Origin of the sequence: Pseudomonas sp. THAF187a (assembly GCF_009363395.1) — a bacterium.
Taxonomy (GTDB): Bacteria; Pseudomonadota; Gammaproteobacteria; order Pseudomonadales; family Pseudomonadaceae; genus Aquipseudomonas; species Aquipseudomonas khazarica.
Genome location: NZ_CP045349.1, coordinates 3,393,876 through 3,411,418, shown reverse-complemented (window position 1 = coordinate 3,411,418; position 17,543 = coordinate 3,393,876). Strand labels below are relative to the sequence as shown.

At 58.7% G+C, this 17,543-nt stretch carries 21 protein-coding genes and 1 tRNA gene; 7 read left to right on the top strand and 15 right to left on the bottom strand.

Annotation, left to right across the window (positions count from 1 at the left end):
- Window positions 1-96: 96 nt before the first annotated feature.
- Both FIV02_RS15830 and FIV02_RS15825 read right to left on the bottom strand, forming a co-directional pair.
- A complete protein-coding gene (locus FIV02_RS15830) occupies window positions 97-570 on the bottom strand; it encodes a peroxiredoxin (protein ID WP_037057425.1) in 474 nt (157 codons plus the stop codon).
- A gap of 124 nt (window positions 571-694) precedes the next feature.
- The gene (locus FIV02_RS15825; protein ID WP_037057423.1) at window positions 695-1,252 is read right to left on the bottom strand and encodes a glycine cleavage system protein R; all 558 of its coding nucleotides are present in this window, start codon (window positions 1,250-1,252) and stop codon (window positions 695-697) included.
- Between the two features lie 204 nt (window positions 1,253-1,456).
- Between FIV02_RS15825 and dapA the strand changes: the two genes are divergently transcribed.
- The 5 genes from dapA to FIV02_RS15800 all read left to right on the top strand — a co-directional run bounded on the left by dapA (window position 1,457) and on the right by FIV02_RS15800 (window position 5,129).
- The gene (gene dapA / locus FIV02_RS15820; protein ID WP_037057413.1) at window positions 1,457-2,335 is read left to right on the top strand and encodes a 4-hydroxy-tetrahydrodipicolinate synthase; all 879 of its coding nucleotides are present in this window, start codon (window positions 1,457-1,459) and stop codon (window positions 2,333-2,335) included.
- Window positions 2,336-2,351: 16 nt separating this feature from the next.
- Window positions 2,352-3,473, top strand: coding sequence for an outer membrane protein assembly factor BamC (gene bamC, locus FIV02_RS15815; protein ID WP_037057409.1), 1,122 nt, complete (start codon window positions 2,352-2,354; stop codon window positions 3,471-3,473).
- A gap of 89 nt (window positions 3,474-3,562) precedes the next feature.
- Window positions 3,563-4,432 carry a phosphoribosylaminoimidazolesuccinocarboxamide synthase gene (locus tag FIV02_RS15810; RefSeq protein ID WP_152489158.1) on the top strand — a complete coding sequence of 290 codons (870 nt, stop codon included), beginning with the start codon at window positions 3,563-3,565 and terminating at the stop codon, window positions 4,430-4,432.
- 126 nt (window positions 4,433-4,558) lie between these two features.
- Window positions 4,559-4,648 (top strand) — tRNA-Ser (locus tag FIV02_RS15805).
- Window positions 4,649-4,760: 112 nt separating this feature from the next.
- Window positions 4,761-5,129 (top strand): hypothetical protein, encoded by a 369-nt coding sequence (locus FIV02_RS15800; protein WP_047589306.1) that lies wholly within the window; start codon window positions 4,761-4,763, stop codon window positions 5,127-5,129.
- A gap of 9 nt (window positions 5,130-5,138) precedes the next feature.
- On the opposite strand, the gene FIV02_RS25030 is transcribed toward FIV02_RS15800, so the two are convergent.
- Window positions 5,139-5,681 (bottom strand): tyrosine-type recombinase/integrase, encoded by a 543-nt coding sequence (locus FIV02_RS25030; protein WP_047589304.1) that lies wholly within the window; start codon window positions 5,679-5,681, stop codon window positions 5,139-5,141.
- Between the two features lie 88 nt (window positions 5,682-5,769).
- On the opposite strand from FIV02_RS25030, the gene FIV02_RS15790 reads away from it, so the two are divergent.
- On the top strand, window positions 5,770-6,039 hold the full coding sequence (locus FIV02_RS15790; RefSeq protein ID WP_152489157.1) for a hypothetical protein: 270 nt from the start codon (window positions 5,770-5,772) through the stop codon (window positions 6,037-6,039).
- 459 nt (window positions 6,040-6,498) lie between these two features.
- Here the strand turns inward: FIV02_RS15790 and FIV02_RS15785 are convergent, their stop codons facing one another.
- The 8 genes from FIV02_RS15785 to FIV02_RS15750 all read right to left on the bottom strand — a co-directional run bounded on the left by FIV02_RS15785 (window position 6,499) and on the right by FIV02_RS15750 (window position 11,336).
- On the bottom strand, window positions 6,499-6,810 hold the full coding sequence (locus FIV02_RS15785; RefSeq protein ID WP_152489156.1) for an NTF2 fold immunity protein: 312 nt from the start codon (window positions 6,808-6,810) through the stop codon (window positions 6,499-6,501).
- Between the two features lie 146 nt (window positions 6,811-6,956).
- Window positions 6,957-8,021, bottom strand: coding sequence for an NAD(P)/FAD-dependent oxidoreductase (locus tag FIV02_RS15780; RefSeq protein ID WP_256663134.1), 1,065 nt, complete (start codon window positions 8,019-8,021; stop codon window positions 6,957-6,959).
- Window positions 8,022-8,207: 186 nt separating this feature from the next.
- Complete coding sequence (locus FIV02_RS15775; protein ID WP_152489154.1) at window positions 8,208-8,849, bottom strand: alanyl-tRNA editing protein; 642 nt, start codon at window positions 8,847-8,849, stop codon at window positions 8,208-8,210.
- Between the two features lie 208 nt (window positions 8,850-9,057).
- Window positions 9,058-9,357: a hypothetical protein gene (locus FIV02_RS15770; protein WP_152489153.1), complete on the bottom strand. Its 300-nt coding sequence runs from the start codon at window positions 9,355-9,357 to the stop codon at window positions 9,058-9,060.
- Window positions 9,358-9,421: 64 nt separating this feature from the next.
- Entirely contained in the window at window positions 9,422-9,823 is a 402-nt protein-coding gene (locus FIV02_RS15765) for a GFA family protein (RefSeq protein ID WP_152489152.1), read from the bottom strand.
- Between the two features lie 148 nt (window positions 9,824-9,971).
- Window positions 9,972-10,280 (bottom strand): DUF2007 domain-containing protein, encoded by a 309-nt coding sequence (locus FIV02_RS25320; RefSeq protein ID WP_371923284.1) that lies wholly within the window; start codon window positions 10,278-10,280, stop codon window positions 9,972-9,974.
- 80 nt (window positions 10,281-10,360) lie between these two features.
- Entirely contained in the window at window positions 10,361-10,822 is a 462-nt protein-coding gene (locus tag FIV02_RS15755; RefSeq protein WP_152489151.1) for a hypothetical protein, read from the bottom strand.
- Between the two features lie 103 nt (window positions 10,823-10,925).
- The gene (locus tag FIV02_RS15750; protein WP_152489150.1) at window positions 10,926-11,336 is read right to left on the bottom strand and encodes a hypothetical protein; all 411 of its coding nucleotides are present in this window, start codon (window positions 11,334-11,336) and stop codon (window positions 10,926-10,928) included.
- 803 nt (window positions 11,337-12,139) lie between these two features.
- On the opposite strand from FIV02_RS15750, the gene FIV02_RS15745 reads away from it, so the two are divergent.
- Window positions 12,140-12,820: a polysaccharide lyase family 7 protein gene (locus FIV02_RS15745; protein ID WP_152489149.1), complete on the top strand. Its 681-nt coding sequence runs from the start codon at window positions 12,140-12,142 to the stop codon at window positions 12,818-12,820.
- A 31-nt stretch (window positions 12,821-12,851) separates the two neighbouring features.
- Here the strand turns inward: FIV02_RS15745 and FIV02_RS15740 are convergent, their stop codons facing one another.
- Genes FIV02_RS15740 through FIV02_RS15725 form a run of 4 tightly spaced genes read right to left on the bottom strand, consistent with a single transcriptional unit; the run spans window position 12,852 to window position 17,534 of the window.
- Window positions 12,852-14,330 (bottom strand): right-handed parallel beta-helix repeat-containing protein, encoded by a 1,479-nt coding sequence (locus FIV02_RS15740; RefSeq protein ID WP_152489148.1) that lies wholly within the window; start codon window positions 14,328-14,330, stop codon window positions 12,852-12,854.
- A gap of 15 nt (window positions 14,331-14,345) precedes the next feature.
- Window positions 14,346-15,449 carry a polysaccharide lyase gene (locus FIV02_RS15735; RefSeq protein WP_172979167.1) on the bottom strand — a complete coding sequence of 368 codons (1,104 nt, stop codon included), beginning with the start codon at window positions 15,447-15,449 and terminating at the stop codon, window positions 14,346-14,348.
- On the bottom strand, window positions 15,440-16,858 hold the full coding sequence (locus FIV02_RS15730; protein ID WP_256662975.1) for an alginate biosynthesis protein AlgX: 1,419 nt from the start codon (window positions 16,856-16,858) through the stop codon (window positions 15,440-15,442). Before FIV02_RS15730 ends, FIV02_RS15735 begins: the two co-directional genes overlap by 10 nt.
- Before the next feature lie 34 nt (window positions 16,859-16,892).
- Complete coding sequence (locus FIV02_RS15725; RefSeq protein ID WP_150605721.1) at window positions 16,893-17,534, bottom strand: alginate O-acetyltransferase AlgF; 642 nt, start codon at window positions 17,532-17,534, stop codon at window positions 16,893-16,895.
- Between the last annotated feature and the right edge of the window lie 9 nt (window positions 17,535-17,543).

Below are 17,543 nucleotides of genomic sequence, written 5' to 3'. Positions count from 1 at the left end.
AAAGGCCGCGAATGCGGCCTTTTTCATGCTCGCTCCCGCTGTTACGGGGCTCGGCATTCGCGGCTGAAGCCGCGCCTACAGCAGATGTGCCTGGTCTCAGCGCTTGTGCAGTTCCTGCGCGGCGGCCAGCACTTTGTCGACATGGCCGGCAACCTTGACGTTGCGCCATTCCTCGCGCAGCACGCCATCCTTGTCGATGAGGAAGGTGCTGCGCACGATGCCCATGTACTCCTTGCCGTAGTTCTTCTTCAGCTGGTACACGCCGAACAGGTCGCACAGGGCGTGCTCCTCGTCGCTGATCAGCTCGAAGGGAAACTCCTGCTTGCACTTGAAGCTCTCGTGCTTCTTCAGGCTGTCCATCGACACGCCGAAGATCAGCGTGTTGGCGGCCTGGAACTGTTCGAAGCGCGCACGGAAGTCCAGGCCCTCGGTGGTGCAGCCGGGCGTGGCGTCCTTCGGGTAGAAGTACAGCACGACCTGCTGGCCCTTGAGGTCAGACAGTTTCACCTGCTGGCCGCTGGTGGCTTCGGCCTGGAAGTCGGCAACGGCTTGGTCGATGGCTACGGTCATGGGAACTCCTTCAATAGAGACGGTCGATGATCTCGCGCGGCAGTCATCTGCGCGGCAGACGGCGGGGCCTGATGAGCAGGCCGCCGCTGCGGTTACTGGCGCAGGGCCGACGCGCGGCGAATCGTCATGGGTTCTGCGGGCGCCAGGGTTCGATCAGCGCGTCCAGGTTCAGGGCGTCGGCGAAATCGAGGAACTGATCACGCAGCCAGCTGATCTGGGTGCCTGCCGGCAGCGTCACCGTCAGCGTGGCGTTGAGCATGGTGCCGCCGGTCTGTGGTGCCTGGTAGGTATCGCAGGTGAGGTTCTCCAGCTCCACGCGGTGGTCGATGAAGAACTGGCACAGCTCGTTGAGGATGTCCGGGCGATACACGGCGCTGACGTAGGCGACGTAGGGCAGCGCCTGCGGGCGAGCGTCGGCGGCGGCGCTGCGGATCAGGTTGACCGAGAAGTCGTGCTTCTTGGCCAGCAGCGGCAGGCTCGACTCCAGGCGCGCCAGGGCGTCCCAGCTGCCGGACACCTGCAGCACCAGGGCGCTGAACTCTCCATGGCGGCTCAGGCGGGTGCTGATCACCGCACAGCGGTTCTCGTGGCTGGTGCGGCTGAGCAGGTTGGTCAGGGCCATGGCATCACGGCCGAGAGCGCTGATAACGAGGAATTGTTCGCGAACGGGGGGGGTGGACATGCAGCCTTCCTAAAGCGATGAACGGTCCGCGCACGAGACGCCGCAGACCAAAGAGAGCAGGTTAGCGAAAAGCACCGCCGAGGGGAATGGCGCCGCCACCCTCGTCGCCCCAAGTCGGGAGCGGATATGCCCTTGTCCGTTGCTTGTGCCGGACTGGTGGCACCAGTACCATTACGGCTCAATTTTTCCGGCAGGAGCAGTTGCATGATTGCGGGCAGTATGGTGGCACTGGTCACGCCCATGGACGCGCAGGGTGATCTGGATTGGGCGGCCCTGAGCAAACTGGTGGATTTCCACCTGCAAGAGGGTACCAATGCCATCGTCGCGGTCGGCACCACCGGTGAGTCCGCCACGCTGGACGTGGGTGAGCACGTCGAAGTAATCAAGCGCGTGGTCGACCAGGTCGCTGGCCGTATCCCGGTCATCGCCGGCACCGGTGGCAACTCCACCCGTGAGTCGGTCGAGCTGACCCGTGCGGCCAAGGACGTTGGCGCCGATGCCGCCCTGCTGGTCACCCCGTACTACAACAAGCCGACCCAGGAAGGCCTGTACCTGCACTTCCGCCATATCGCCGAAGCCGTGGCCATCCCGCAGATTCTCTACAACGTGCCGGGCCGCACCGTCTGCGACATGCTGCCGGAGACCGTCGAGCGCCTGTCGAAGATCGACAACATCATCGGCATCAAGGAAGCCACCGGCGACCTGCAGCGTGCCCAGGACGTGCTGAGCCGCGTCGGCAAGGACTTCCTCGTCTATTCGGGCGACGACGCTACCGCTGTCGAGCTGATGCTGCTGGGCGGCAAGGGCAACATCTCCGTCACCGCCAACGTCGCGCCGCGCGCCATGAGTGACCTGTGCGCCGCTGCCATGCGTGGCGAGGCGGCCATCGCCCGTGCCATCAACGACCGCCTGATGCCCCTGCACAAGGCCCTGTTCCTCGAATCCAACCCGATTCCGGTGAAGTGGGCGCTGCACGAAATGGGCCTGATGGACGAAGGTATTCGCCTGCCGCTGACCTGGCTCAGCCCGCGCTGTCACGAACCGCTGCGCCAGGCCATGCGCCAGTGCGGCGTATTGGCTTAATCGAGGAATTCTACGCATGAAGCGACTGGCCGGATTTTCCGCCCTTGCTCTGATCGTCTCCAGCACCAGCGGTTGTGGCTGGCTCTGGGGTGAAGATGGCTACTTCCGTGATCGCGGTAGCGACTACCTGGAAGCGCGTCAGACCGCACCGATGCAACTGCCGGCCGATGTCCAGGCCAAGCGTCTCGACCCGCTGCTGCCGGTGCCTGCCCAGGTCGCCAGCAGCAACTCGACGTCCCGCGAATTCGAGGTGCCGCGCCCTCAGCCCCTGCAAGTGCGCGGCGACGAGCGTGAGTTCAGCCTGCAGCGCAGCGGCGACTCGCGTTGGGTGGTTGCCCAGCGCGTGCCGGCCGAAGTCTGGCCGCTGGCCCGTCAGTTCTTCGAGGACAATGGCTTCCGCATTGCCAGCGAGCGCCCGCAGGTCGGTGAATTCACCACCTCCTGGCAGCGTTTCGACGAGCTTTCCAGCACCATGGCGCGTCGCCTGAGCAGCCGCGTGTCCGGTGTCGCACCGGATGCCGAAACGCGCGTACGTGTGCGCATCGAGCCGGGTGTGCAGCGCAACACCAGTGAAGTCTTCGTCACCAGCGCCGAGCGTCCGGCCGGCAGCAGTGCCGATGTCGCCTTCGCCGAGCGCAGTGGCAACGCCAGCCTGGAAGCGGCACTGCTCGACGAAATGCTGGTGAGCATGGCGCGTGGCGTGGAGCAGGGCGGTTCCGTCTCGCTGCTCGCGGCTCGCGACTTCGATGCTCCCAGCCGCGTCAGCCTGAGCGAAGACGGCAACGGCAACCCGGTGCTGAACCTCGGCGCCGACTTCGACCGCGCCTGGTCGGGTGTCGGTCGCTCGCTGGAGCTGGGTGACGTGCGTGTCGACGACCTCAACCGCAGCCTTGGCCTGTACTACATCAACCTGGCCGAAGGTGCCCAGGTCAATGAAGAGAAGCCCGGTTTCTTCGGTCGTCTGTTCGGCAGCGAGCCGAGCAAGGAAGAGATCGAGGCGCGCGCCGAGCGCTATCAGGTTCGCCTGACCCCGGTGGGCGATAGCGTGCAGGTCACGGTGGAGAAGGACCTCAACACCATCGCCCCGGCCGATGTATCGCGCCGCGTGCTGAGCCTGATCCAGGACAACCTCGGCTGATCCAGGCAGTAGCTGCCTCAGCCTCCAATCGATGGGCGAAATCCTAAAGGGTTTCGCCTGTTTTGTTTGCCACGAACGGAAATGCCGACATGAGCACACCTACCACCCTGAGCCTGAAGAAGATCTACTCGGGCAAGGTCCGCGACCTCTACGAAATCGACGACAAGCGCATGCTGATGGTGGCCACCGATCGTCTGTCGGCATTCGACGTGATCCTCGAACAACCGATCCCGGAGAAGGGCAAGATCCTCACCGCCATCTCCAACTTCTGGTTCGACAAGCTGGCCGGCGTGGTGCCCAACCACTTCACCGGTGACAAGGTCGAGGACGTCGTGGCGGCGGCCGAGCTGCCTCTGGTCGAAGGCCGTGCTGTTGTCGCCAAGCGCCTCAAGCCGGTTGCCGTCGAGGCCATCGTGCGAGGCTACATCGTCGGTTCCGGCTGGAAGGAGTACCAGAAGAGCGGCACCGTCTGTGGCATCGCCCTGCCGGCTGGCCTGAAGGAAGCGGCCAAGCTGCCGCAGCCGATCTTCACCCCCTCGACCAAGGCCGCCGTCGGCGACCATGACGAGAACATCAGCTTCGAGCAGTGCGAAGCCATCATCGGTGCCGAACTGGCGGCCAAGGTGCGTGACACGGCCATTGCCCTGTACAGCGCTGCGGTCGAGTACGCGGCCACCCGTGGCATCATCATCGCCGACACCAAGTTCGAATTCGGTCTCGATGAAGACGGCACCCTGACCCTGATGGACGAAGTGCTGACGCCCGACTCCAGCCGCTTCTGGCCGGCCGACAGCTATGTCGAAGGCAGGAACCCGCCCAGCTTCGACAAGCAATTCGTCCGCGACTGGCTGGAGTCCACCGGCTGGAACAAACAACCCCCGGCCCCGGCCGTGCCGGCGGACGTCGCGCAGAAGACGGCGGACAAGTACCGCGAGGCGCTGACGCGCCTGACCGCCTGACCGCCCAGACAGGCGCCGCCGGCAGCACCGGAGGCGCCTGTTTTTTACAAGCGACTGATAGAACAAGAAAAATTTTCAAAATTAGCTTCGCCAAAGCGTATTGAGCTGTTATGATTCGCGCCGCTTGGGAAGATGCCGGAGTGGTCGAACGGGACGGATTCGAAATCCGTTGTGTCAGCAATGGCACCTAGGGTTCAAATCCCTATCTTCCCGCCATATCTCAAGCTTAAGCCCCTGAAATTCTTAGAGTTTCGGGGGCTTTTGCTTTCTACGGCATGCAAGGTGTCGAAGAAGTGTCGAGAGTCGCAGCGAAACAGAAGGGGAAAGGATGTTCCTGAAAACGCTGAAACCAAGCTGGAGAAAGCTGATTGTTGCAGCGGGCATCTACTTCATGGTCTTGCTAAGCGTCGGCGCAGATAAGGCCATCCAAGACGTATCCCGTAAGCACCTAGCCTCGCGTCCTGAGGTGCAGCGCTATCTAGCAGAGATCAAGAGCCTGTATGGCAGCGCTGATGTGGAAGTGAAGGTAAATGAACTCAGAGCCCAGCTTCTGGAAAATACCTCTCTCAGCTATGCCAACAGAGACCTTGCACTCAAGGTGTCGATAATCAACTGGATACGCGGCATTAGCATCGGCGTTCTTTGTTATTTGCTGGCGTGTATAGCCTGCACCGGTGCATCAGCGCGTAAGAGTTGAAACTGCAGGTTATCCCTGAGTCGGCGGGTACATCCTGGCCAGGTGCTTACGACGAGCGGCAAACTCAGCCTCTACATCGTCATTGGAACGACCACGACCAGTCTTTAGCGATGCCCTGGCAGCGGCAATCTTGCGTTGCAAGAATTCATCATGCTGCCTGGCCTTGTGCTGCTGTTGAACGAAGTCACGCATGATGCCCCCATGCTTCGATATGGCTATGGGGGTGATGATGCCGAGAAAGCGCCGGTGATCGCTAGCGTGGCCGAGGCTGATGGCATCCTGCAGGTGATCCGGCGTCAGGTGCGTATAGCGCAGGGCCATGGCCGGGGTGGTGTGGCCCAGGATCTTCTGCAGGGTCAGGATTTTCCTGCCATTCATCACGAACCGACTGGCGAAGGTGTGCCATAGCAGGTGTGATGACTGGCCAGCAGGTACTGGCAAGCGAGACTCACCCAGGGCCTTGTCAAAGCTGTTCAGGCAACTGCTGAACTGGCCGTGTTGCTTGAAGTGCCGGTGTATCTGCTGTTCCAGCTCCGATTGCGACGAGGCCAACCGAAACTTGACCGATCAGAACGCGGGATAGCGATCACCCAGGAAGTAGCCAAGCGCTGGTACGCCCGCACGGAAGGGAGATTCAAGGATGAAGGCTGACAGAGACGACGCCCCCGAATGGCTGACCAGTCGACCTCGCAAACGCGGCAACATGGGCGTGGTGCTAGCCGGGGTGATAGGCATGGTCGTCACCCTTGGTGCGCTCACACTGGTCGGCCAGGCCTTCATGCAGAACACAGTCACGAACCTGGCTACGAACAGTCAGCAACCGAAGCCAAAGCCGGTTGCCGAGATCACCCGACCAGAGCCAACGCCCAGAAACGACTGGGACAAGATCGTGGAAGAGCAGGCAAGGTGAGACGCAATGTCTCGACAGCGAGCTGAGCAACCCACTAGCTCAGACAGCCCGGCCACCAAGCAAACCGTATTCAACGATCAGAACTACACCCCGAAGGGCGCGATAAACCTTGTCGACGCGAGAGAGTGGGGCACCGCCGAGCCATACGAACAAACCCGAAAGCGCCGGAAGAACAGAAGATCATGGTAATCGGTGAGCAGAACAGGCCAGAGGACTGGATTTGTTCATTTGCAGAGAAGGGTGGAAGCCTAAGAAAACGTGACTGCAAATCCCGGTATCAGTTGAATAATAGGAACTGACGCGGAGCTAGGGAAAGAGCCATCAAATATCGAGCGGATTTATTGTGCTCGCCAGTCAGAAGTAAATTAGTCCCCCTTTCCTTTCTAACGTTTGGTTAAGAGGCGGTCTTTAGCCCGTTCCAGTGAGCGAAGCGAATGATATGAACCACTAGTTAGAGGACTATTGGGAATGATAAATGTCCAGTACCTTGCCAGTTGTTGCGCAAACTTCACCTTCTGGAGTCCCTCCGAACGTGTCTGGCGAGAGGCTTCCGTATACATACCAGATGTTATTGTTTTTTTCTGCTGTAAATGGTTCAAAGCTTGCTAAGTAATCGGCTTTGTGTATTTTTAGCATTGCTTTTTTAGTTGCTTCAATAGCATGTGGGGCTGAAGTAATAGCTACTTGGTTGGCCGGCGTTTCTGGACATTCATTTTTTGCATTTGCGGTCCCGGCCATAGTTAAAAGAGTGAGTAATAATAATTTTGACATGGATACCTAACGTTTGGTTAAGGGGCGGGCTTTAGCCCGTCCCAGAGAACGAAGCGAACGGTTTTAGCCACTAGTTAGACTCATGAATTACCGACACTACGAGAGTTCAGTGTATCTTCCGCCAAATGCTTGGGTGGAAACACTCATTACCAAACGCCGGATATAATTTTGAAAAACCATTTCGCTATTCCCGGGTGTTTTGCGGCATACGCCCAGTATTGATTTCTCAGATACCGAATGAACCTGCTCTTTGTGGCCAACATACGGTAGTCGAAATCTGTAAAAAACAGGACTCTTTTCGCACGTGCTGCAAGGATGTTCTCAACGTTCAGATTTCCGGCCATCAAGCCCTCGGCGAGCGTGGCTCCGTCCCAGATGGCGAGATTGAGCCCTTGACCGCCCACCGGCGATTGTAGGTGCGCGGCATCACCAATTAACCAGATTCGGCCCTTTCTCGGCGTTGAGACGCGCTTCAGAGCCACATTGAAGTGACGTTCGTAGCGAATTTCGGAATCTTCGAAATGCTCGCGAAGCCGGTCAGCAACGTTTTTGGCATTGAGAATACCTTGTACGACACCAGCTTTCGGCTGCGACAGGAACAGACCTACGCCGTTCGACTGTAGATACAGTTGCGCCTGAGCTGTGGAAGGCCACTGATTCGTAGCCACCTCTGCAACAGACCATTGCTCCGGATAGCTTCGGCCTATCAACGGTATTTTCGCAATTGCGCGCACCTTACTGTGAGCGCCATCTGCACCAATCAACCAATCAAAGGGCTCAACACCTTCTTCCGCTTGGTGAGTGCTTTTCAGCCTAACATCTACTGCGGATTCTGTTTCTTCGAATGAAACGAACTCCGTGCCGTATTCGACAGCTATCCCTTTTGACCAGAGCACCATTTCAAGGTGCAACTCCAACTCCCCTTGCGGAAATAGCTGTGCGGGTGGTTCACCGTCAATTTCTGGCACCGGAACATTTGCGACCAATGCCCCATCATCGTAGAAAGCAAAATTTCGCATTGGGATAGCACTTGCCACGCTTTTGGGCGAGATGCCAAATTTTTCCAGCTGGCTCCATACCCCCGCAGCAACACCCGTTGCTTTTTCGATCATCGATCTTGAAGGGCGTTTATCGACTATTCGGACCTTCGTTCCACGGAAAGCGCATTCAAGTGCAAACGCTAACCCGCTCGCACCTGCACCAACTACCAATATTCTTGGAGCTAATTTGCTCAACTTGACACATCTCAAGGAAAAAGGGGGCGGATTTATTTAGTGCGCTCACCTGTCCAAAAAGCCTGTCCCCTTTTTCCGTCCATGTTTCTTGTAGGATCTAGACTGTACCGGTGAGCGAAGCGAGCGACTTAAAGGGCGATAGAAATGTCCTGCATATTTCAGCTAGTCCTGCAGATATATATCTACACGCTCTTTTCCTTTGCCAATGTTGACGCGCTTTAGTCTGACGGAACCGATTTCGCCAGTGCGGCGCACATGAGTTCCGCCACAAGGTACTCGAGAAAATCCCTCAATCTCCCAATAGCGTCTTTCGTTTTCCTCATCGTCATAACCTGTTCGTATTTCCACGTCAGAGGCAATGATCCGATTGGTTTCTTCAGTAAGTTTTGGTAATAGAGGAGATATGCTCTCAGGCCAGTAAAAATCAATCCTGGCTTTATCCTGAGTAATATGTGCGCCGATTTTATCTGCCGACTCAAATTCTTTATAGAAGAGTTCAAGTACAAGCTCTGCTGCAAAATGCAAACGCATCAGCCTATGCCGGCGAACCCAATCGATCTCGACTTGAACTCTTTGACTAGGAATTAGTCCGTGATCATCTGGGAGCGTATAAATAATGTCACGCCCCTCTTTTTGGGCCGAAATAACTTTAACTCCGCCAATCGTTCCCCGATCACTATCTTGGCCGCCCGAAAAGGCAAAGAAGATTGTAGAGTCGAGCTTAACCTCAGGTCCCAAAACAGACTTGACGGTAGCCTCATAGCTTGTGCAGTAAGGGTCAACCCAAAAAAATTTCCTTGTCACGAGTAAAAATTCCTATGGCCGTACTAACGCTCAGAACCTATCCGGCCCTGACCAACCTGTCTAGTTGAGTGTCGAAATCAACGGGCGACACGGGACCGCAATGGGCAGAAGAGAAGGGGCGAAAGCCCCAGTTTTGCTAGTGTTGGGCAGGGAAGGGCAGTAACGGACAGCAGTTCAAACGGGTTCGACGCTCACTGCTTTCCAGTGATCAGGTGTGCTGCCCACGGAAGAGGGTGTACCGAATGGCCGTTGCACCCAGGAGCACCATTGCCCAGGCGATTGATGCATTGAACGCTGCCGCTGCAGGCCGCCAGAGGCTGTCCATCGAGTCCGTATCGACAGGCCAGGCGAACAGAGCACTGGCCAGCGCCGCAGCTGCAGCGAGCAACCAGGTCCAGCGATCAAATGCACGGATGCGATCGGGGGAGGCACCCTTGGGCCTCAGCTTTGCAAAGGCGAGCGCCGTGGTAGCCACAACGAAGCAAACAAACAAAGCGAAGACAATCATCCTGGGCACCTAATGTTTGGTTCAGGGGCAGATTCTAGCTGCTATGCAAGAAGGTGAGCTTCTCTTACTCTGGCAGCCCTTTGAACTCTGGCACATCACCAGTCGCCCGACCCCATACTGCTTTGCTTGATGTGAAAATTTGCGCAGTCGGCAGCGTAGCAATTTCTGTGTCCAAACAACCCGCAGGAACAACGAGCAGGTTTGTAAGTTGAGTGCTGGGCAATGCTGAGCCACACGACCTGCAAAAGCTTTTGCTGTGGCGGGTGCCTGGAAGCGTAAAGGATGTCACAGAATCTACACCCGCCAGCCAGGTCAGTTTAGCTGACTGCGAAAACAGATTTGATGCATAAGCAGAGCCAGTGTCCTTTTGGCAGTGCTTACAGTGGCACAGGTAAAAGCTGTCGAAATCTCCATGGATCTCAAATTTCACTGTGCTGCACAGACAAGAGCCAACATGCTTAGTCATAGCTATCTCTTCTATGGTCTACATATTAATCAGGCATGACGTTTACTTAAGGCGCAGGTGTTAGCCTGTACCAGTGAGGGAAACAGACGGATTGAGCCGCTTGTTAGGCGTGCTCAACCGGTATTCAAGCCGTAAATCATAAGGAAGATTAATTGTGGCTTCCACAGGCCCAGCAAGACATGAAGTTGCTAGGGTTGCTTTCCTTGCAGTTTTTGCACCGCCACTCGGCTTCGCTTTGCGAATAATTTGATTCTTGTTCGTATTGAAATCGGCCGACAAGTTTGGCAGCAGCTTCAAACTGTTCGGGGTGTACCCAGAGTTCAGGGTGTATGGGTTTGTTAAAGGAAATAACCGAGCGGATGGAGCTCTGGTGTTCGTTCAGTATTTTTACAGTTATGCCATTGCTTTGCAGGTAGCTAGCTATCAGATTTACCTGGATAAGGCTGTCAGATTCCAATAGTTTTCGCAAAATAAATGCCTGATGTCTGATTATGGGGTTGGTGTTAGGTCTGTCCGGCGAGCGGCTTCAACATGTTGTTATGCGCTGTATTCGCCGGAAAATACAAGTGTCCAACCGCCGATCTCAAGAGTGTGCAGAGGAAATTCATTGTCACTTGTTAATTTAACTTCATGAATTGGAGCGCTGAAGAGAGGGTTGAACGGTCCATGTTCATCAATTGCGGTAGAAAGCAGGCCGACGCATTCTTCGAATTGCCACTTCAGGTCTTCTCGGACGGTAGGAGATAGGTGAGAGAGTGATGTGTCTAGCGGGCTCCAGGATTTTTTAATAAATTCGTCGCGGTTTGAAAGTGATGTTTTTATTGTTGAGTATTGGATTTTGCACTTCTTGAGGTACAAGGCTAGGTCGGCTTCTAGCGTTCCGTTGCTCTTATAAATGCCTACAGAGATTCCTGCTTTTCTGTTCGCAACTATTTCTAGTGCCTTGAGAAATCCATGAGTGAAGCTTAAGGCATTATCAAGTTCAATCGGTAACTGCATAAGGTGTATGATGCTTGGTTGGTGGGGATGAAAAAGGACGGATTTATTTATTGCGATCGCCCATCGAAAATAAATCTGTCCCCTTTAGCTCTTTCTTCATGCGTTATGTGGTGCGGATTCTTTTCAGATAAACAAGTGCCCAGCCGAATATCGCAGTGGCTATAATGTAGCCGCCAAGCATGACGATAGCAGTAGATTTGAAAGCCGTTATGAAGTCGACTTTTTCTGCGTGCATTATAAAGTATAAAGCGCCGAAACTACTGCCAGATATAGCACACAGTACAAGAGCAGATACATAGCCAAGCAAGATGAGTGTCTGGCCTTTAAGGCTATTATTTTTTGATGAAAGGAGCGCGCCAAAGAATAGCCATGAGATGCACGCAATGCTTGCAAACGCTCCCAGCACCAGAGCCCAACGATGAAGCTCCTTTGTCCCAACTGGGAAGGCATAGATGGCGAGGCATGTAGAGAGTGCAGCGATGCCACCAGTAATTATTAGATTTGCTGAGCGCATACTATTCCTTTAGTGCATGCCTATTAGTTAGGCGACCTTGCCGTCGCATGACATGACCGCTGCTGTCTGATCACCTCCCCGGAGAGGCGCCAGGTCCTAGGCCAGAATGAAGACACGGCTCGCATAGGCGGAACGCGACACGCAGAGCTGCTCAGGTCGGATGTTCCAGGGTGTGTTGGTGGCTAGACGCTACCGATGGCCAACACGACTGTCTAGGCAGTGTGTCGATAAAGTGGCGAAGTTAACGGGCGACATAGGGCATCAGTGGGCAGCTGCGATGAGACGGAACCCCTGATTTTGCTAGCGTTGGGCAGGGAAGGGTAGTAACGGGCAGCGGTTAAAACGGGTTCAAGATCCCCATCTTCCCGCCATATCTCAAGCTTAAGCCCTTGAAACATCCAGCGTTTCGGGGCTTTTGTTTTCTGGGGCGTGCAAAGCGTCAAAACCCCTGCGCTTTGGCGTATCGACGAGGCGTGCCGGCACCTTTGGCGTCGATAAACCTTCGACTCGCTCACATTCCTTGCATCCTCTCGGGGAGTGGAAACGGTCGATCCTGTGAGGGCTCGACGCTGTCTCCCAGTCAAGGAATCGTTATGCGATGAGGCAAAGGGCGGGGTGTTCAACCGGCTTGCGGCGTTAGTCAAAAAAGCAGCGCCAAAATAATGATGAGTGGTCGTTAATCACCGCTGAACCCGGCGATAAGCTCGGTTGCAAGTCGGAGGTCGTGCTCGCGTTCTCGTGGGGCGGCGGTCTGGCGGGACTGAGTAGGCCTGCGTTGGCCGTTTTATCCATGGAGTTCAGTCATGATCGATCTTGCCACCTGGAACCTCACCATTCCCGTAGGCGTGCCTGCGACTGTCATCGATACGCCTCTCCTGGTCGGCGGGTATCAGGATGACTACTTTCAGTCCCGCGACGGGCGGATTTTCTTCTGGGCGCCGGCCAATGGCTCTACCACCAGCAACTCGGTGTACCCGCGCAGCGAACTGAGGGAAACCTATGCCGATGGCACGCTGCGGAACTGGTCCTACACTGCTGCGACCGATGTGCTGAGCGCGACTGCCAGAATCACTCAGGTGCCTGCCAGCGGCATGTTGGCGTTCTCGCAGATTCACTCCAAGCAGGGCACTTCACCGCCCTTGATGCTGGGTTACCAGTATGTGCCGCAGACGGGTTACGGCAACGTGGTGATCGCGTTTCGCGGGCATCCTGCCGACGCCGATTCGTTGAAGATCGTGTTGTCGAGCAAGGTGAGGCTGGATCAGGACTTCAGCTATGAAATTCACCTGGCGAAGAACGGCACGCTGAGTATTGGCCTGGTCGAGCCGGGCGGAGCGGTGAAGACCTGGAGTCGCAGCTTGAACAAGGCATGGGCGAGCCATGCGTTGTACTTCAAGGCGGGGGTCTACACCCTCGACAACAGCGGCAATGAAACCAATGCGGGAGCGGCGACCTTCAGCCAGTTGAAGGTCGAGCATCGTTAGCTGCGGTGTTCCGTCGATCGGTCCGCGTCGGCTAGTTGCTGCAGGTCGGGGCGTCAGTCGGGTCGGCCTCTGCGCCCTGGAACTGCGAGATCTGCAGGTGGCAGCGACGGCGCACGGTGCTGTCGAGTATCTGGCTTTGCAGCGGCAGCAGGTCGCCTGTCAGCAGGTTCTGCAGCAGCGGAGTGGCCTTGAAGTGGTTGTCGCCCAATATGGTGTCCTGCATGCCCTCTACTCGGATCATGGCCTTGCCGATGCTTTCCAGGCGGTTGCCGGTGATGACCAGTTGGCCGGCGCTGGGTTGGGCGTTGCGCAGGCTGATGGCGTATTCCGGTGTCGAATGAATGCGGTTGTCGAGGATCAGCGCGCCACTCAGTTCGGCTGCGTCGATGGCGCTCAGCCTGCTGTTGGCGATCAGATTGTCCTGGACCAGCAGCCCTGAACCATCGCCGATCTGCCGCAGCATCAGGCCGTAGCCCAGGGATGCACCCAGGCGGTTGCCCTGTATCAGCAGGGCGCCGTGCTGCGCACTGACTTCGATGGCACTCTTGCCCGCGCGCAGGATGAGGTTGTTCTGGATGCGTCCGCTGCTGCTGCCGCTGACGCGCACGCCGCTGTTGTTCTTCACCCCGTCGATGCGGTTGTCGGCAAGCAGAAAGCGGCTGTTGCCGAGGTCGATGGCGTACTGCTGCTGCCTGATGAACTGGTTGCCACGCACCAGTGCCTGGCTGTGATTCAGCTCCAGCGCGCTGGCCATTTCCTCGAAGCGACTACCCTCGATCAGGATCTGTGCCGGAGGGCGATTCGCCGACTGGTGCGGGCTGAGGCCACTGCTGACGCCGCGCGAGAGGTTGGCGTTGTAGCCGATCCTGACCAGTTGCGAGGTCTCGATCTGCAGGCGGCTGCCGGCCCAGTTCATGATGAAGGGGCGGGTGGGGCGGTCGGTGTCCGTGGCACGGCCGTCGCTCCAGCTCTGCAGCCTTGAGTTCTGCACGCGCAGCAGCCCCTGATTGATCAGTGCCGTGCCGGATGGACCGAACAGGTAGAGCACCTGGTCGTCGATCAGCAGTGCAGCATCGTCGGCGATCATCAGCGGGTAGCTGAGCAGGTAGCCGTCGTCATGGCGGCCCAGGACCCGGGCATCGTTGAGCTGCGTGCGCAGTTGCTCCAGGGTGATGCTGCCGCCACGGATCACCACGGCACGCGGGTGTTGCGCCTGGTAGCTGGCGATGGCGCGGAACAGGCCGTTGTGCACGAACGGCTCGAACGGCCAGCTGCCGGCCTGCGCGGAGTACATGGGCTCCAGGGTGACGCTGCCGCGCTTCCCGGGGGCCTGCATGTCGAGTACAGGAGGCTGACTGCGCTGCATGATCTGCGTGCTGCTGCGCTGCTGTTGCTGCTGCTGCCAGTGCGGGTCGAGCGTGTGCAGGGCCGCTGGCGCACCGAGGGCCGCGAGGCTGAGGGTGCAGGTCATCAGCAGCAGTGCGCGGGAAAGGGTCAGAGCCTGTGACATGGCGACAATCCTGGGTCAGTTGGGCCGGGGATACAGCGGCTTGAGGTCGCCGCCTACCTGGCTGTAGTGGTTGATCTCCTCGCCGTGTGCCTGGTACAGGCGGCGGCCCCACTGATGTTGCGGATAGCGGTTGAGGAACGGCAGCAGCCAGACCATCTTGTGCGGGCCGACATCGGCCTGGCGCTCGCTCAGTTCGGCGACGGTCCCGGGCTCCAGCACGGCGCGAGCGGCGAAGTTGGCGAGGCCGGCGAGCTGGCTGCGCTCCTGTTCGCTGAGCGGGCGACCGTTGAATTCCGCTGCCTCGACCAGCAGCATCAGCGGCACCAGCGCGTAATGGCTGTAGTCGGCGGCCAGGCGTCCTCTGGCGACTTCCAGTGGCAGGTACTCATAGTCCCCCTTACCTTGGGCGAGCTGGCTGAACGCCCGGCGCAGGGCGACGTCTGCCCAGGCCAGGCCCTTGTCGTCATCGAGCAACATGGCGGTGGCGGCGACGGCCCACGCGGCCCAGTAGTCGTGGTTGTTGAAGTAGATGCCGCTGTCGTGGCGACGAGGCTCGTATTCGGCGATCACCTTGGCGGACAGCTGTTGCAGCCAGCGCGTCTGCACGGGGCTCAAGCGATAGCGCTGGTCACTCAGCGCCTGCACCTTGAGCAGGGTCGAGGCGATGGCGGCGAGGGCCCACTTGCGCGAGGCAACGCCGGTCTTGCTGGCGTCATCGCTGAGCAGGGCCGAGCGGCTGCCCCAGGCGTCGAGCCACTGGTCCAGGCAGGCCAGGGCGATGTTGGCCTCGTTGGCCTTTTGCGTGCGCTGGAACACCTGGGCGGCCTTGATCAGGCCACCGATATAGCCCTGCACCTGCTTGCGGATGCGCTGCGTGTCCTTGCTCTGCCGAGCGACCAGGCGGCTCTTGCTGGGGTCGCGCTGGTCGTACTTGCTGTCCAGCTGCAAGTGGCCGGTGTAGGCGGCTGGCGGCGTCTTCGGGCAGCGCTCCTGGCGATAGTCGCCGACCAGGCGTGACGCCGCCGTCGACTGCGGCGCCCAGATCGACTGGGCCGCGTTGGCGCCCAGCGAGGCGCAGAGCAACAGCAGCAGGGCCGTCAGACGGGTGCTCACAGGCATAGCTTGGTCTCGATCTTGAAGGGCTGCTCGACGGTCTGCGTGGGTTCGAGCAGCACCGACAGCAGGTTGGCGTCGCGGAATTCCGGGGCACGGCTCAGTTCGAGGTAGTACTGCCCGCCCGTGACGATGGCTTCACGGCGGAACCACACCTTGTCGCGGGTGCCGTTGTCGTAATAGGTGATGATGTAGAAGTTCTTGATGTTGGGATCGCTGATGCGGATGTCGAGCACGGCGTCGCGGCCCTTGAGGTTCTGACGCGCCGCCCCCGTGTTGCTGAGCAGCTCGAGGCGGTCGTTGAGGCCCATGCCCGGTCGTTCCAGCTGGGCCTGCAGCACGCTGTCGCTGGCCTTGCAGCCGCCGTTCACGGCGGGGATCAGCTGGCGGTAGGTCAGCTCACCGTCCAGCCGGTAGTTGGCCGGCAGTTCCCAGATGATCAGTTTCGGTGCCTTGTCCGGCGAGTAGTTGCTCGACTGCAGGTATTCCAGCAGCGAGCCGTCCTGGCCGGCGCCCGGCAGTGCGTAGTTGATCAGGTCGGTGCTGAGGTACTGCTTGAGGAATCCGTCGAAGTTGAACTGCTTGGTTTCATCCTCGCGGGCGGCGGAGTTGCTGGTCCCTACCAGCACCACTTCGGGGTCGGGCTGTTCTTCGAACAGCAGTGCGGCGTCGTTGCTCTCCGGCACGGTCTGGTAACCGGGCACGAACTGGTAGCCGAAGTGGTTGCCGCAGATCGCCGCCAGGCCAAGGTTGAGCGTGCCGTCCTTGTACAGCGTCAGGGTCTGCTCGGTGACATAGCCCTTGCGCGGCAGTTGCGCATAGACCGGACTCTGGCGAATGGCCTCGGCCGTGAGGCGGGCAGTGGATTCTGCGCCTACCGGGGTCCAGTGGTGGTCGCGGCGGAAGAAGAAGTCCTTGGGCGGATTCTCCACCAGGGTCATGATGTCGGGGACGATGGCGCCGGCGTCGCGCATCTGCTGCAGGAACCGGCGCAGGCTGCCGCTGGCTTTCTGGTAGTCGAAACCATGCGCCTGCCCGGGTAGCAGCTGGGCGCGGTGCATCAGCCCTCGGGTCGGTTGCACGGCTACCGCGACCTGCGTGCCGTGCTTGGCGAAGGCCTGCATCAGGCGCGCGAACTCCGGCTGTGCAGCCGCTGGAATGCCGAAGTCATTGGTCAGGTCGACCTCCGAACGAAACAGCCAGCGATCCTTACCAGGCACGATCTGCTTGAGCGCCTTCATGTTGCCCTCGGCGTATTCCTCGGGGGCGCTGAGGCGTGGGCAGATCAGGCATTGCAGGTCCTGGCAATCTTCGGCCTGCTCGGCTTGCGCAACGGCAGGCGTGGCGCAAGCGCCGGCAGCGATCAGGCTGCCGACCGCCAGTAGTAGAGGGTGCTTCATGCGTTTGCAGGTCATCGTCCGCTCACTTGTTTGGCTAGGCCGTCGGGAGTCATTCCGTCGGGTCGATGCTGTTCGCCAGGGTAATCGCGCGGAAGCCGCTGCCTGCCGGGAGGAGGGCGTAGCTGTAGGAGCGGCCCTTCTTCAGGAACAGCTCGTCGAAGTCGACCAGCCTGGCGTCACCGGCGTAGGCGGCGAAGGCGATCTTCAGCTCGTTGACCATGCGGCTGCCGGTCTGGTCGTGTTCGATCATGTCGACCACCACATGCTGGCCGTCGAGGGTCTTCAGTGCCGCCGGCTTGGCGGTGAAGTTGTAGAACGCGATCTGCGCCTTGCGCGGCTCGTTGACGAACTGGTCGGCGATCAGCTGCAGCTGGCCGTCGCGATAGAGCACCGTGCTGGCGGTATTGGCCTTGAGTTCACGCTCCAGCACCTGGCCGGCGACCGTGATGCGTTGCACGCCGGGAGCGACGAAACGGTAGCCGCCGAACTGCCCGCCGGTGACGGACTGGGGCTTGTTCTTGCCGCTGAGCGTGACCTCGACGTTGCTGTCGCTGAGGTTCAGTACCCGCACGAAGGCCGAGTTGGCCGGGGCGACCGGGTCGTAGAGGTCGGCATTGCTGTCCTGGGCGGCCTGGGCGCAAGCACTGCCGAGCAGCAGCAGGGTCATGACGCGAAGAATGAGGGCGGGCATAGGGGTACC

Coding starts and splice junctions, on each gene's coding strand:
- FIV02_RS15830 (WP_037057425.1), bottom strand. CDS start 570: ATGACCGTAGCCATCGACCAAGCCGTTGCCGACTTCCAGGCCGAAGCC.
- FIV02_RS15825 (WP_037057423.1), bottom strand. CDS start 1,252: ATGTCCACCCCCCCCGTTCGCGAACAATTCCTCGTTATCAGCGCTCTC.
- dapA (WP_037057413.1), top strand. CDS start 1,457: ATGATTGCGGGCAGTATGGTGGCACTGGTCACGCCCATGGACGCGCAG.
- bamC (WP_037057409.1), top strand. CDS start 2,352: ATGAAGCGACTGGCCGGATTTTCCGCCCTTGCTCTGATCGTCTCCAGC.
- FIV02_RS15810 (WP_152489158.1), top strand. CDS start 3,563: ATGAGCACACCTACCACCCTGAGCCTGAAGAAGATCTACTCGGGCAAG.
- FIV02_RS15800 (WP_047589306.1), top strand. CDS start 4,761: ATGTTCCTGAAAACGCTGAAACCAAGCTGGAGAAAGCTGATTGTTGCA.
- FIV02_RS15790 (WP_152489157.1), top strand. CDS start 5,770: ATGAAGGCTGACAGAGACGACGCCCCCGAATGGCTGACCAGTCGACCT.
- FIV02_RS15785 (WP_152489156.1), bottom strand. CDS start 6,810: ATGTCAAAATTATTATTACTCACTCTTTTAACTATGGCCGGGACCGCA.
- FIV02_RS15770 (WP_152489153.1), bottom strand. CDS start 9,357: ATGATTGTCTTCGCTTTGTTTGTTTGCTTCGTTGTGGCTACCACGGCG.
- FIV02_RS15765 (WP_152489152.1), bottom strand. CDS start 9,823: ATGACTAAGCATGTTGGCTCTTGTCTGTGCAGCACAGTGAAATTTGAG.
- FIV02_RS15755 (WP_152489151.1), bottom strand. CDS start 10,822: ATGCAGTTACCGATTGAACTTGATAATGCCTTAAGCTTCACTCATGGA.
- FIV02_RS15750 (WP_152489150.1), bottom strand. CDS start 11,336: ATGCGCTCAGCAAATCTAATAATTACTGGTGGCATCGCTGCACTCTCT.
- FIV02_RS15745 (WP_152489149.1), top strand. CDS start 12,140: ATGATCGATCTTGCCACCTGGAACCTCACCATTCCCGTAGGCGTGCCT.
- FIV02_RS15740 (WP_152489148.1), bottom strand. CDS start 14,330: ATGTCACAGGCTCTGACCCTTTCCCGCGCACTGCTGCTGATGACCTGC.
- FIV02_RS15735 (WP_172979167.1), bottom strand. CDS start 15,449: ATGCCTGTGAGCACCCGTCTGACGGCCCTGCTGCTGTTGCTCTGCGCC.
- FIV02_RS15730 (WP_256662975.1), bottom strand. CDS start 16,858: ATGACCTGCAAACGCATGAAGCACCCTCTACTACTGGCGGTCGGCAGC.
- FIV02_RS15725 (WP_150605721.1), bottom strand. CDS start 17,534: ATGCCCGCCCTCATTCTTCGCGTCATGACCCTGCTGCTGCTCGGCAGT.